This is a genomic window from Pandoraea sp. NE5, assembly GCF_024363545.1.
Taxonomy (GTDB): Bacteria; Pseudomonadota; Gammaproteobacteria; order Burkholderiales; family Burkholderiaceae; genus Pandoraea; species Pandoraea cepalis.
Genome location: NZ_AP025517.1, coordinates 3,214,834 through 3,229,294, shown reverse-complemented (window position 1 = coordinate 3,229,294; position 14,461 = coordinate 3,214,834). Strand labels below are relative to the sequence as shown.

General features: G+C 63.4%; 10 protein-coding genes. 2 read left to right on the top strand and 8 right to left on the bottom strand.

Annotated features, from left to right (window positions below):
* Positions 1 to 65: 65 nt before the first annotated feature.
* The 7 genes from PanNE5_RS14700 to PanNE5_RS14670 form a co-directional block, all read right to left on the bottom strand.
* Positions 66 to 1,709, bottom strand: a complete 1,644-nt coding sequence (locus tag PanNE5_RS14700; RefSeq protein WP_261938230.1) for an AMP-binding protein — start codon at positions 1,707 to 1,709, stop codon at positions 66 to 68.
* 59 nt (positions 1,710 to 1,768) lie between these two features.
* The gene (locus tag PanNE5_RS14695; RefSeq protein ID WP_261938229.1) at positions 1,769 to 2,953 is read right to left on the bottom strand and encodes an acyl-CoA dehydrogenase family protein; all 1,185 of its coding nucleotides are present in this window, start codon (positions 2,951 to 2,953) and stop codon (positions 1,769 to 1,771) included.
* A 13-nt stretch (positions 2,954 to 2,966) separates the two neighbouring features.
* Positions 2,967 to 3,830, bottom strand: a complete 864-nt coding sequence (locus PanNE5_RS14690) for an enoyl-CoA hydratase family protein (protein ID WP_261938228.1) — start codon at positions 3,828 to 3,830, stop codon at positions 2,967 to 2,969.
* A gap of 35 nt (positions 3,831 to 3,865) precedes the next feature.
* Entirely contained in the window at positions 3,866 to 4,678 is an 813-nt protein-coding gene (locus PanNE5_RS14685) for an SDR family NAD(P)-dependent oxidoreductase (protein WP_017231827.1), read from the bottom strand.
* Between the two features lie 9 nt (positions 4,679 to 4,687).
* A complete protein-coding gene (locus PanNE5_RS14680) occupies positions 4,688 to 7,030 on the bottom strand; it encodes a bifunctional salicylyl-CoA 5-hydroxylase/oxidoreductase (RefSeq protein ID WP_261938227.1) in 2,343 nt (780 codons plus the stop codon).
* A 568-nt stretch (positions 7,031 to 7,598) separates the two neighbouring features.
* Positions 7,599 to 8,954: an MFS transporter gene (locus PanNE5_RS14675; protein WP_261938226.1), complete on the bottom strand. Its 1,356-nt coding sequence runs from the start codon at positions 8,952 to 8,954 to the stop codon at positions 7,599 to 7,601.
* Positions 8,951 to 10,348 (bottom strand): M20 family metallopeptidase, encoded by a 1,398-nt coding sequence (locus PanNE5_RS14670; RefSeq protein WP_261938225.1) that lies wholly within the window; start codon positions 10,346 to 10,348, stop codon positions 8,951 to 8,953. Before PanNE5_RS14670 ends, PanNE5_RS14675 begins: the two co-directional genes overlap by 4 nt.
* 217 nt (positions 10,349 to 10,565) lie before the next feature.
* Between PanNE5_RS14670 and PanNE5_RS14665 the strand changes: the two genes are divergently transcribed.
* Positions 10,566 to 11,483, top strand: a complete 918-nt coding sequence (locus PanNE5_RS14665) for a LysR family transcriptional regulator (protein ID WP_017231823.1) — start codon at positions 10,566 to 10,568, stop codon at positions 11,481 to 11,483.
* 83 nt (positions 11,484 to 11,566) lie between these two features.
* Here PanNE5_RS14665 and PanNE5_RS14660 read toward each other — a convergent pair whose 3' ends face one another.
* A complete protein-coding gene (locus PanNE5_RS14660) occupies positions 11,567 to 13,468 on the bottom strand; it encodes a propionate--CoA ligase (protein WP_261938224.1) in 1,902 nt (633 codons plus the stop codon).
* Positions 13,469 to 14,222: 754 nt separating this feature from the next.
* On the opposite strand from PanNE5_RS14660, the gene PanNE5_RS14655 reads away from it, so the two are divergent.
* Positions 14,223 to 14,405 (top strand): hypothetical protein, encoded by a 183-nt coding sequence (locus PanNE5_RS14655; protein WP_017231821.1) that lies wholly within the window; start codon positions 14,223 to 14,225, stop codon positions 14,403 to 14,405.
* The last annotated feature ends 56 nt before the right edge of the window (positions 14,406 to 14,461 follow it).

Below are 14,461 nucleotides of genomic sequence, written 5' to 3'. Positions count from 1 at the left end.
GTCGTCACACCGCGTCAACGTGAGTGGGCGCCAACTGGAGCGCCCCACCCTCGCCTCAATGCACCTCAATGCGCCATCTGCCGCAGCTTGAAGCGCTGCAGCTTGCCCGTCTCCGTGCGCGGCAGTGCATCGACAAATTCAATCGCCCGCGGATACTTGTACGGCGCGATGTTAGCCTTCACATACTCCTGAAGCGCCTTCACCATCGCGTCGTCGCGCGGCTCGCCCGCCTTGAGCACCACATACGCCTTCACGATCTGGCCGCGCGCCTCGTCGCTCGCGCCCACCACCCCGCACTCCGCCACCGCCGGATGCTGCAGCAAAGTCGACTCCACTTCCGGGCCCGCGATGTTGTACCCCGCCGACACAATCATGTCGTCCGAGCGCGCCTGATAGTAATAATTACCGGCCTCGTCGCAACGGAACGTATCGCCCGGCAGATTCCAGCCGTTCTTCACATAATTCGTCTGACGCGAGTCCGCGAGATATCGACATCCCGTCGGCCCCTTCACCGCCAGCTTGCCTACCTTGCCCGGCGGCAGCGGCTGCATGTTCTCGTCTACGATCATCGCGATATAGCCGGGCACCGGCTTGCCGATCGCGCCCGGCACCACGTCGCCGTTCGCCGCCGAGATGAAAATATGAATCATCTCCGTGCCGCCAATGCCGTCGATCATCTCGATACCCGACGCCTGCTTCCAGAGTTGACGCGTCGCATCCGGCAACGCCTCCCCCGCCGACACCGTCTTCTTCAGACTCGACAGATCGTACTTGCCCACCAGCGCAGCCATCTGACGATAGAACGTCGGCGCCGTAAAACAGATCGTCGCGCGGTACTGCTCGATCGCCTGCAGCAGACTGTCCGGCGTGAGCTTCTCCAACAACACCGTCGCCGCTCCGACGCGCAACGGGAACGTCAACAGGCCGCCCGTACCGAAAGTGAACGCTAACGGGGGTGTGCCGCAGAAAATGTCCTCCGGCCCCGGCTTTAGCACATGACGCGGAAACAGATCGCACATTGCCAACACATCGCGATGGAAATGCATTGTGCCCTTCGGCTGCCCCGTCGTGCCGCTCGTGAAAGCGATCAGGCAGACATCGTCCACCGCCGTATCGCAAGCTTCGAAGCTTGCCGGCTGGCGGGCCATGCGGGCCTCCAGTGAGTCCTCACCCACGTCGTGGAAGTACACCACCTGCGTCAACGCGGGACAGAAATACTCATGGTCCGCCCGGCGGTTGAACTCCAGTTCATCCTTCAGACGTCCGTCGCACAGCGCCGCGCCGACCTCCGCCTTGTCGACGATCTGCTTGAGTTCCTTCGCGCGCAGCAACGGCATCGTCGGCACGCCCACCAGCCCCGCCTTGATCACCGCCAGCCACGCGGCCGCCATGAACAGGTTATTGGGTCCGCGCAACAGCACGCGATTGCCCGGCACCAGCGCCATGTCGTTGCGCAGCACGTGCGCGATGCGGTCGACTCTCTCACGCAAACCGAAATACGTCGTGACCGTCGGCTGACCGTTCTCCACCGAATAAATCGCAGGCGCCTCGCCGCGACCTTGCGCAATCGCGCGATCCAGTAATTCGGCGGCGCAATTGATACGCGCCGGGTACGCCACGTCCGGATTGTCCAGCAGAAACTCGGGCCACTGATCCGCGGGCGGCAGATTGTCGCGCGCGAAAGTGTCGAGATGTCCAGATCGTTCCATGTGCTTCTCCTTGCCCCCGGTAATCAAGCTTGGCGCCTGCGCGCCGCCACAGACCGCGCTCAGCCGTCCTTGAGCAGTTCGCGCGCGATGATCAGTTTTTGTACTTCCGTTGCCCCTTCGTAGATCCGCAGCGAGCGAATCTCACGGTACAGACGCTCCACGATCGCGCCCGACACCACGCCCGCGCCGCCGAACATCTGCAACGCGCGGTCGATCACCTGCTGCGCCGACTCCGTCGCGAACATCTTCGCCATCGCCGCCTCGCGTGTCGTGCGCTGCCCCTGCACGTCACGCTGCCAGGCCGCGCGATACGTCAGCAACGCCGCGGCGTCCACCGACGTCGCCATCTCGCCCAAAGCCGCCTGCGTGATCTGGAAATCGGCGAGCGTCTGCCCGAACATCTCGCGCGACTTCGCGCGCGCCAGCCCTTCGTCGAGCGCGCGACGGGCAAAGCCCAGCGCCGCCGCCGCCACCGACGCGCGGAAAATATCCAGCGTCATCATCGCCACCTTGAAACCCTGTCCCGCCTCGCCCAAACGCTGCGAAGCCGGCACACGACAGTTCTCGAACTTCAGACGCGCCAGCGGATGCGGTGCGCTCACATCGATTCGCTCGGCAATCGTCAGCCCCGGCGTGTCGGCATCCACCACGAACGCGCTGATACCGCGGGCGCCGGGCGCCTCGCCCGTACGCACGAAAACACAATAGAAGTCCGCGATGCCGCCATTCGAAATCCACGTCTTCTCGCCGTTCAGCACGTAGTCGTCGCCATCGCGCGTGGCCGAACACGCCATCGCGGCCACATCCGACCCGGCATTCGGCTCCGAGAGCGCAAACGCCGCAATCGCCTCGCCCGAGGCCACGCGCGGCAGATAGCGCTGCTTGAGCGCCTCGCTGCCCGCCAGCGTGATCGCGCCGCTACCCAATCCCTGCATCGCAAAGGCGAAGTCAGCCAGTCCGTCGTGACGCGCGAGCGTCTCGCGCAGCACGCACAACGCCCGCGAATCCAGTTGATCCAGCGCGCCGCCATGACGCGCGCTCACGCAATACTTCAGCCAGCCTGCGCGACCCAGTTGGCGCACCAGCGACACGCATGTCGCATCGGTATCCGCGTGGTGATCGACCTTCAGTTCGCGCGTGCACCAGGCGTCGAGTTCCGCGCCCAACCGGCGATGCGCCTCGTCGAAAAACGGCCATGCCAGAAAGTCGCCATTGCGCGCGTTTTGGGGAGTGATATCGCTCATCGTCTCGCTCGCGTCAGTCGCCCTTGAACACCGGTTTCTGCTTGGCGACGAAAGCGTCGTAAGCGCGGCGGAAATCCTTCGTCTGCATACAGATGGCCTGCGCTTCGGCTTCGGCCTCGATGGCCTCGTCCACGCCCATGTTCCACTCCTGATGCAGCAGCTTCTTGGTCACGCCGTGCGCGAACGTCGGGCCGCAGGCGATCTGGTCGGCCAGCGTCTGCGCGGCCGAGAGCACGGTGCCGCTGTCATGCAGGGCATTGAAAAAACCCCATTGCAGGCCTTCCTCGGCCGTCATCACGCGACCGGTGTACAGCAACTCCGACGCGCGGCCCTGTCCGATCATGCGCGGCAGCAGCGTGCACGCGCCCATGTCGGCACCCGCCAACCCCACGCGCACGAACAGGAACGCCGTCTTCGCCTGCGGCGTGCCCAGACGCATGTCGGAGGCGAGCGCCATCATCGCCCCGGCCCCGGCGCAAATCCCGTCGATGGCGCTGACGATCGGCTGCGGACAGGCGCGCATCGCCTTGACCAGATCGCCCGTCATGCGCGTAAAGTCGAGCAGCTCCGGCATGCTCATCTGCGTGAGCGGGCCGATGATTTCGTGAACGTCGCCGCCCGAGCAGAAATTGCCGCCCGCGCCGGTCACAACGACCGTCTTGATATCCGTGGCATAGACGAGACCGCGAAACAGATCGCGCAACTCGGCATACGAGTCGAACGTCAACGGATTCTTCTTGTCGGGACGGTTCAGCGTGATCGTGCCCACGCTCGCGCGCCCTTGCGCGTCGTTCGACACCGACCACAGAAAGTGCTTGGCTTCATAGTTCGCGAACGTGCGCTTGTGATGCGCCATCGTCAGTTTCACGTCACTCATTGGCCGATCTCCTCAAATAGTGTGTGCATGGCCGCTTAGCCGACGGTCACTTCACCGCCCGCCACCGCGATCGATTGTCCTGTCACGGCACCGGCGCCCGGCTGGCAGAGCCACAGCACGGCGTCGGCCACCTCTTGCGGTTGCACGAGACGGCCCTGCGGATTGCGGCGGGCCAGCTCGGCACGCGCATCGTCTTCACCGCGACCGGTCTTCGCGACGATATTGGCCACCGCGTCGCGCACGATATCCGTTTCCGTATACCCCGGGCAAACGGCATTCACCGTCACCCCTTTCTTCGCCACTTCGAGCGCCAGTGCGCGCGTAAGCCCGACCACGCCGTGCTTGGCCGCGCAATACGCCGTGACATACGGATAACCGATCAGCCCGGCGGTACTCGCCACGTTCACGATGCGGCCCCACCCGGCCGACAGCATCGAGGGCAGCGCGGCGGAAATACAGTGGAACGTCCCCGTCAGGTTGACGTCGATCATTTGTTGCCAGAGCGCACTGTCCGTCTTGCCGAATGGCGCGCTGAGTGCTTGCCCCGCGTTGTTCACCAGCACCTGCACCGGGCCGAAGCGGCCGGCCGCGCGTGCAAAGGCCGCGGCGACGGCGGCGGCGTCCGAAATATCCGCGCTGACCCAAGCCACCTCGCCATGCGCGGCCAAGGCGTGTGCACCGCTCGCGAGCGTGGCCTGGTTGCGCCCGAGCAGCGTCACTCGTGCGCCCTGCGCAAGCAGCGACCGCGCCACGGCTTCGCCAATGCCGCGCGCGCCGCCCGTCACCAACGCATGCACGCCCGCCAGCGATGCTGGCGACGCGCCGGCCGAGATTGTCGTTGACGTCATGAACTGTCCTTATTTACCGATCTGTTGAGCGTAGGCAGCCGCACGCTCCAGATTGGTCTCGTACTGCCGCTTGCCCGCATAGTACTGCGACGGCCATGGCAGATCCTTGTAGCCGATCTTCGCGGCTTCGTGCAGCGTCCAGAACGGATCGGCGAGGTGCGGTCGCGCCAGCGCACACAGATCGGCACGGCCCGACGCGATGATGCTGTTCACGTGATCCGCCTCGAAAATCGCGCCCACCGCCATCGTCGGAATGCCGGCCTCGTTGCGCACACGGTCGGCAAACGGCGTCTGGAACATGCGGCCGTAGACCGGCTTCTCGTCCTTGCTGACCTGGCCCGACGAGCAGTCGATCAGATCCGCACCAGCGTCCTTGAAGGCGCGCGCGATCGTCACGGCGTCGTCCGGCGTGATGCCGCCTTCGACCCAGTCGTGCGCCGAAATCCGCACCGACATCGGCTTGGCCGCCGGCCACACGTCGCGCACCGCATGGAAGACTTCCAACGGATAACGCAGTCGGTTCTCCAGCGAGCCGCCGTACGCGTCCTGACGCTGGTTCGTGAGCGGAGAAATGAAGCTCGAGAGCAGATAGCCGTGAGCGCAGTGCAATTCGAGCCAGTCGAACCCCGCCTCGGCAGCGCGGCGGGCGGCGTGCACGAAGTCGTCCTTGACGCGGTCCATGTCGGCGCGGGTCATCTCGCGCGGCGTCTGCGACACGCCCTCGATGTAAGGTAGCGGCGAGGCCGAGATCAGCGGCCAGTTGCCGTCGTCGAGCGGTTGGTCGATACCATCCCAGGCCAGGCGCGTCGAACCTTTGCGACCGGCGTGGCCGATCTGCATGGCGATCTTGGCGTCGCTGCCTGCGTGCACGAAGTCGACGATGCGCTTCCACGCGTCGCGTTGCGTATCGTTCCACAGGCCGGGGCACCCCGGCGTGATGCGTGCGTCGGGCGACACGCAGGTCATCTCCGCGACGATCATGCCCGCACCGCCCAGCGCGCGGCTGCCCAGGTGTACGAGATGGAAGTCGCCCGGCACACCGTCGACCGACGAGTACATGGCCATCGGCGACATCACGATACGGTTCTTGAGCGTGAGTTCGCGCGCCCGGTACGGGGTGAACATCGGCGGAATCGCCTGCTGGCCGTCGGCGCGCGTCACGCCGGAACGCGTGGCGAGCCAGTCTTCGAAGCCTTCGACATAGGCGGGGTCGCGCACGCGCAGGTTCTCGTGAGAGATCCGTTGCGAGCGCGTGAGCAGCGAGTAGGCGAATTGCTCCGGCGCGAAGCGAGCGTAGCGCTCGACGGTTTCGAACCACTCCGTCGAATTGCGGGCGGCGTTCTGAATCTTGAGCACTTCGACGCCGCGCGCCGCTTCGTAGTCGGCCAGCACGCGCGGCAGGGCATCGATGCCCTGGGTGCGCAGACCGTCCGCAAGCGCGATGGCGTCTTCCAGCGCGAGCTTGGTGCCCGAGCCGATCGAGAAGTGCGCGGTGTGGGCGGCGTCGCCCATGAGGACGATGGGCACGCGCTTGCCGTCGACATCGCGCCAGTGCACCCAGTGTTCGCAGATCACGCGCGGGAAGCGGATCCAGATGGCCGAGCCGCGCAGGTGCTTGGCGTTGCTCATGAGTTCATGGCCGCCGAGGTACTTCGCGAAGAGGTTTTCGCAGAACTTCACGCCCTCTTCCTGGCTCATCTGATCGATGCCGTGAGCCTGCCAGACTTCCTCGGGCGTCTCGACGATGAACGTCGACGTGTCGGCATCGAACTGATAGGCGTGCGCCTGAAACCAGCCATGCTCGGTCTTCTCGAAGGCGAACGTGAACGCGTCGAAGCGTTGATGCGTACCGAGCCAGACGAAACGATTCTGACGCGTGTCGATGTCCGGGCGGTAGGTGTCGGCGTAACGCGTGCGGATGCGGCTGTTCAGTCCGTCGGAGGCGATCACCAGATCGGCCTGATAGCGGCGGGCGATCGCTTCGTCGTCGTCGACATCGGTCTCGAAGACCAGTTCGACGCCGAGCGCTTCGCAGCGCGCCTGAAGGATGTTGAGCAGCTTCTTGCGGCCAATGCCGATGAAGCCGTGACCGCCCGAGGTGATCGTGCGGCCTTCGAAGTGGATGTCGATGTCATCCCACCGGTTGAAGGCGGCGTTGATCTGCGCGGCGCTCTCGGGATCGGCCTCCTGAAGGTTGTCCATGGTGGCATCGGAGAACACAACGCCCCAGCCGAACGTATCGTAGGGCCGATTTCGCTCGACCACCACCACACGATGCGACGGGTCGCGCAGCTTCATCAACAACCCGAAATACAGGCCCGCGGGACCGCCACCGATACAGACGATATTCATCTCCAGCCTCCGGATTCACAGATCGCGTCGCGTTTGCCGATCTTTGTTAAATCATAAATAGTTTATACCTAAAATACTAGCGAAAAAAATTACGGCCGGCAAGGTGGTCAGACCCTGATGTTCGACGGGTCGGGAAAGCCCTTAGAAGGTGAATCGTCTGAGGCGGTCATCGGACGATTCCGAAACTTCGTCCATGGGTCCAAAACCGAAATATTTGGCAATGCTCGTCTGCCAGAATTCTCGCCGTCGTGTCACTCATGGTTCCTTCCAACCTCTGGTCTGACGCCAGGGTGTAAGCCCCCCCCCGGCTGCTGCATGTTCATCGACGCCCCCCCCCAATTTGAATAGCACGTCACGTTGCAAAACGACACTGCAGGGCAGATGCTTCAAATGAACACGGCGCACCGCTCGATTGACTGCTCACCGGAATTCCGGATGTATCGCAAAACGCATATATTCCGGCAGGGGAATCACTGACAAACAAAAAAGGCGCCACGCCAGCCTCGCATGCAGCCCTCACACGCGACGCCGCCGGGCGCCTCTTCATTCCACAGCCAATCGTCTCGCCTCAGCGCACGCCCATCCGCGTTTTGGCGATCACTAGCGTCGTCAGACTCACCACCGCCCCCACCATCAAATACAGCCCCGGCGCCAGCTTGTTGCCCGTCGACGCAATCAGCCACGCTACCGCCAGCGGGGTAAAGCCGCCAAAGATCGTCGTACCGAGGTTGTAACCCACCGCCATGCCCGTCGCCCGTGTTCGTGTCGGGAACAACGACGAAATCAGCGCCGGAATCGGTGCGAAGTACACCGCCTTCAACGTGCCCACCCACAGCATCACGACCATCATCGTCAGCAGCGACGCATGCGCATTCATGTACGCAAACGCCGGATACACCGTACAGAAGAACAGTGCCCCCGCCGCCAGCATGATGCGAATACGCCCCACCTTGTCCGACCAATGCCCCACGAACGGCGTCAGCGTCATGATGACGAAGCCCGTCACCAGCGTCGCAATGTAGCCCTGCGCCGGCGGCAAACCCAACTGTTTCGTCGCGTAAGTCGGCATGTACAGGATCATGTAGTTGGCCGTCGTTGTCAGCACCAGCGCCCCAATCGACACCAGCAGACGCGACTTCTGCGTTGCCAACACCTCTCGTACCGGCGATTGACCCGCGTCGTCGCCCTCCACCTGCGCCTGACGCTTGCGCGCCACGTCATGCTCGAACGCCGGCGTCTCGTCCACGTACTTCCGGATGTAAAGCCCGATCGGCCCGACCAGCATCCCGAACAGGAACGGAATCCGCCATCCCCACGATTCCAATTGCGGCTGGGTCAGCGCCCCGGTCAGCACCGCCCCGAACGCCGACGCCAGCAACGTACTCGCCCCCTGGCTCGCAAACTGCCAGCTTGACATGAAGCCCGGCCGGTTCGGTACATGCTCAACGAGAAATGCCGTCGAGCTACCAAACTCGCCGCCCGCCGAAAATCCCTGCAACACGCGCGACAAGAAAATGCCGATCGGCGCCCAAACCCCAATCGCCGCATACGTCGGCATGAACGCGATCAGCCCGGTGCCCAAGGTCATCATCGCAATCGACAACATCAACGACGCACGACGCCCACAGCGGTCCGCATACGCGCCCAGCACAAACGCCCCCAGCGGACGCGCAAGATATGACAACGCGAACGTCCCCAGCGCCATGAGCAGCGACACCGTCGCATCGTGCGCGGGAAAAAACAACTTGGAGATCGTCACGGCAAAGTAGCCATAGACGATCAGGTCATACCACTCGAGCGCATTGCCGATCGACGTCGCGACAATCAACTTGTACACGGGCACGTCGGCACGCACCCCCTCGTTGCCGACACGCGGCGCGCCGTTCGTTTGATCCGCCCCAGCGGCGGTCACTGAGCTGTTCATCGCGGCTTCCCCTCTTTCAGATCAACTTCCCCCAGATCCCAGAACAGACCCGCCATGATCTGCAACGCCTCGCGCGCCACCGACCCGAGCAGATGCTCGTCCGGCGCGTGCTGCGAACAGGCCGGGTACGAGTGCGGCACCCACAGCGTCGGCAGCCCCAGAACGTCCGCGAACACATCGTTCGGCAACGTGCCCCCCAGATTCGGCAGCAGCACCGGCGGCTTGCCCGTCGTCTCGCGCATCGACGTCAACGCCCACAGCACCCACGGATCTTCCGGATCGAGACGCGTCGCCATCACGCCGCGCTCGACCTCCACCTCGACCATCGGGAAACCATGCGCGTCGAGATGCGCGCGCACGATCTCGCCCAGCCGCTCCCAGTCAGTACCGACGACGAAGCGAATCTGCATGTGCGCATAGGCGTACGGCGGAATCGCGTTGACCGGCTTTTCCGGATTGCCGGTCTTGAACGCCAGCACTTCGATGTTGTTCCAGCCAATCACGCGCTCCGTCGGCGTCAATCCCGGCTCGCCATAATCAACGTCGACCTCGGGATCGTTCGGTCCGCCGCCCACTTCCAACCCAGCCAGCGCGCGACGCACCGACGCCGGCACCTCGGGCGGACGCAAGCCATCGACGAGAATCTTGCCGTTGCCATCGACAATCGATGCAATCGCGTTCGCCAGCACCACCCCGGGATTGCGCAACAGTCCGCCCCAGTTTCCCGAGTGATGCCCGCCGTCGCGCAAATTCAGACTGAGCTTGAAGTTGACCAAGCCGCGCGAGCCGAGAAACACCGTCGGACGTTGCGCCGCCAGTCGCGGCCCGTCAGAGGCGATCAGCACATCGGCCCGCAGTTCGTCACGCAGTTGCTCGCAAATCGCATGCAGGCCCGGCGAGCCCATCTCCTCGCCCATCTCCACGATCATCTTCACGTTGTAGCCGAGCTTGCCGCCACGCAACGCCAGCACCTCCGCCAGCGCCGACAGGTTGATCGTGTGCTGCCCCTTGTTGTCGGCGGTGCCGCGTCCATACCAACGATCCCCTTCCACCACGATCTCCCAGGGCTTCAGGCCGTCGCGCCATTGCGCGTCGTAGCCTCGCACCACGTCGCCGTGACCGTAGGTGAGGACCGTGGGCACATCGTCGCTCTCGTGTCGTTGCGCAATCAGGAACGGGCCGCCGCCCGGCACCGGGTTGGGCACGATGCGCGATGTAAAGCCGAGCGCCGCGAGCGCAGGCGTCATCTCATCCGCAAGGTACGAGTGAAGGACATCGCCGCTATCCGCCTCCTGACTCTCGGTCTTGTAGGCGACGCGGCGGTTGAGCGTATCGAGGAACGCGCCCGAATCGTATTGGGCGGTGGCTTGGGAAATTGCTGCGCTACGTGTCACTGCTTGTCTCCAGATGGCTTTTGAGGGCACGGCTGCCTGGCTCGCACACACGGCCACGCGTGTCGGCAGCACGCTGCAACGCAACCGTTCAGGCCATTCTAGGAGCGGGTATTTTTGACAACAATGATAATATTTCGAAGGTTTCGTTGCCGTTTCGGCAAAGCTGAAATCGCAGCCAATCCTCTCGCAACAGACGGCGCCATCCGCCCATCCGCCCATGCAAACACACGCACTTCGCTACTTTCTCGAAGTCGCTCGTACCGGCTCGCTCAGTCGCGCCTCCGAGCGCCTGCACGTGGCGGTCTCTGCCTTGAGCCGACAGATCGCGAAGCTCGAGGAAGATCTCGGCACACCGTTGTTCGAGCGTCGTCCGCGCGGCATGGTGTTGAGTGAGGCAGGTGAGTTGCTTGCCGATCATGCGCGTCGCATGCTGCTCGATGCGGAACGCGTCACGTCGGAAATCCGGGGGCTGTCGGAAGTGGGGCGCGCGACGATTCGCGTCGCCAGTGCGGAGGGTGTCGCGCGGGATTTCCTGCCACAGGTCTTCGCACGCTTTCGCGAAACCTACCCTGGCGCGCACTTTCTGCTCGATGTTGTCTCGCCGTTCGTCGCCACGGAGCGCGTACGCGACGGCGAAGCGGATATCGCCGTGTGTTTCAGCGTCGCCCCGGAAAAAGGGGTGCAGGTCGTTCACACACAACCGGCGCCGATCTATGCCTTGATGGCCAAGCAGCACCCGCTCGCCAAACGACGCGACATCGCGCTTGCCGACTTGCTGCCTTACCCGATGGCGCTATCGAATGCCGGCGTGACCATCCGCCAGATGTTCGACCTGTGCTGCATTCTCGAAGGCCTGCTGTTCGAACCGGTGTTCGTGAGCAACTATCACGCCTCGCTGCACAGCTTCGTGCGCTCCGGCAACGCCGTCACACTGACCGGCCTGCTCACGGTGCGCAGCCGGCTCGATCCGGAAGGGCTCGTCGCCATCCCCATTCGAAATCCGGCGCTGCACCAACGCTCACTGCAAGTGCAGACAATGGCCGGACGCACCCTGCCCGCCCCCGTCGAAGCGTTTCTCGGCCTGCTGATCGACGCCATCCGCGCGCCCGAAATTCTCGACAAGCCATTCAGGTGACGAGGTCGAATTGGGAGACGGGAAGTCGGCGGGCGATGACCTGTCATGAGCACGCGCCTGCGCCGTGCTCATGACGCTGCGAACTACGCGCCCTTCACCGCATCGCGTACCTGATCGAGCGCGGCCGGATCTTCCAGCGTGATCAGGTCGCCGGTTTCGCGGCCTTCGCAGATGGCCTGGATGGCGCGACGCAGCAGCTTGCCCGAGCGCGTCTTGGGCAGCATCGCGACGAAGAACACGCGTGCCGGACGCGCCACTGCCCCCAGTTGCTTGTCCACCGTCTTCATGACGTCGCCCTCCAACGCCAGACGCGCCTCGGGCGTGGCCGCCAACGCGGGCTGACGCAGCACTGCGAACGCGATGGCCACCTGCCCCTTCAAGGCATCCTGTGCACCGATGACCGCGACTTCCGCCACGGCCGGGTGACTCGAAATGCTCTCTTCGATCTCGCGCGAGCCAAGCCGGTGCCCCGCCACATTGATCACGTCGTCGGTGCGACCGAGGATGAAGTAATAGCCGTCTTCATCGCGCACGCCCCAGTCGAAGCTCGAATACAGCGTGCGGCCTGGCACCGTCTGCCAATAGGTCTTGACGAAGCGCGCGTCGTCACCCCAGACGGTGCTCATGCAGCCCGGCGGCAGTGGCCCTTCGATGGCCAGCACGCCCTTCTCGTTCGGCCCGCAGTCCTCGCCGGTCACCTCGTTGACGAGCTTCACGTCGTAGCCATACACCGGTTTGCCCGGTGACCCGAGCTTGCCCGGCAAGGCCTCCACGCCGCGCACCATGCCCAGAATCGGCCAGCCGGTCTCCGTCTGCCAGTAGTTGTCGACGACCGGTTTGCCCACGCCGTCGGTGAGCCACCGCGCCGTGGGTTCGTCGAGCGGCTCGCCCGCGAGGAAGATCAGCCGTAGCGACGACAGGTCGTATTGGGTCAGATACGCCGGGTCTTGCTTCTTGAGCACGCGAATCGCCGTGGGCGCGGTGAAAAGCTGCGTGACCTTGTATTTCTCGACGATGCGCCACCAGATTCCGCCATCGGGTCGGATCGGCGTGCCTTCGTACATCACGGTCGCAATGCCGGCGAGCAACGGCGCGTACACGATATAGCTGTGCCCGACCACCCAGCCAATGTCCGACGCGCAGAACATCGTGTCGCCCGGCTTCGCGCAGAAGATGTGCTGCATCGACGCCGCCAGCGCCACCGCATACCCGCCGGTATCGCGTTGTACGCCCTTCGGCTTGCCCGTCGTACCCGAGGTGTAGAGCACATAGGACGGCTCACTCGACTCGAGCCATTCGCACGCCACGGCGGCATCGAAAAACTGCTCGCGCAATGGCGCGTAGTCGATGTCGCGGCCGGGCACACGTGTCATCGGCGAGAGGCCCCGGTCGATCAGCAGCACATTCGACGGCTTGTGCTGCGCGAGCGCGATGCCTTCATCGAGCAGCGGCTTGTAGGGCACGACCTTGCCGTTGCGCGAACCGGCGTCGGCCGAGACGATGACAGTCGGTTGCGCGTCGTCGATGCGTGCCGCCAGATTGACTGAGGCGAAGCCACCGAACACCACCGAGTGAATCGCACCGAGCCGCGTGCAGGCGAGCATCGCGAACAGCGCTTCGGGCACCATCGGCATGTAGATCAGCACCCGCTTGCCGCGCGCAACGCCCAGCGATTGCAGCGACGCCGCCATGCGATTCACTTCTGCCGCCAGTTCGTCGTACGTGTAGACACGCTCCTGCTCGGTCTCCGTCGACACCCAGATCAGCGCATTTTGCGAGCCGCGCGACGGCAAATGGCGGTCGACGGCGTTGTGGCACAGATTCGTTCGGCCACCAACGAACCATCGTGCAAACGGTGGCTTGTCGTAATCGAGCACCTGGGTGAAGGGTGTCTCCCAGTCGATCAGATGGGCCTGCTCCTCCCAGAAGGCCGCGCGCGAATCGGGCGCAATGGAACGGGCGTGAAACGACGCATACGAAGTCATGGTGTCTCCTTGCATATAAGAATTGGCTCGCGCGCCCGGTGCCCGACCGGGAGTGCCGGTGGGGAACGGAGGTGGCGCGGCGCCGGATCGGGCCGGCAAGGTCGAGCGGCATGTCGCCGTCGACAGGCAATGCGTTTCGGTGCAATGAAATCGTCGGACACGGATGCCGTGCCTCGCGCTCAGTGTGCGCGTTGACGCTTACGGAAGGCTTACCGGACGGGCTAACCAGCGACCCAAAACGCTAGGGGATTACGCTGAGTCAGACTGGCTCGGCGACCGGAGTCATAGCTGCAGCAAGGACATCGGCACTGCGTCACCAGCTTCGACGACTGGCAGCGCCACGAACGGACTACCGCACCGCCCGCCGACAGCGGCGGATACCTCACGACGTCGCGTAGGCAAGACTACAACAGTTGCCAACAGAAACGACGATTGGGCACGTGCTCAACCGATGCGCCCTTGTGGTACGAAAACGTCCGAAACTTGAGCCCCGCCGCATCCTCCTTTGCATTAATCGGAAAAATCCCAGAGATACTTTCTAAATCATTGATTTTAATGAATCAAAGCCGAGAAAATAGATTCATTCAGTGCACCCACAAAGGATCTATCGCGCCAAATCGACGTCACCCACGCTTGACACTTCTATTACATCTAATGCAACTTTAATCCTCACGCAGCCATCATTTCCAATGGAAAAATCAGGATGTGCGCATAACTTTTCACAAATTCATATTTCTTTAAAAGGATTGTCAAAATGCCGATTCCTCTGAAAAACATCCCAAGAAATCGTGAATTGACCGCTGACGAGGTTGATCCAATCGTAGCCAACGTGAAATATGCACAGCGCAATGATTTCGAGGTGGCGCCTGTCGTGGCCAATGTCAAGTATGCGCAGCGTAACGATGACGAAGTCACGGCCGTCGCAGAGGCCACCTGAAAGTCGAAACAAAGCTCATTCATTGCTGTTTCCGCGCTGCGAGCAAGAGGCCGATG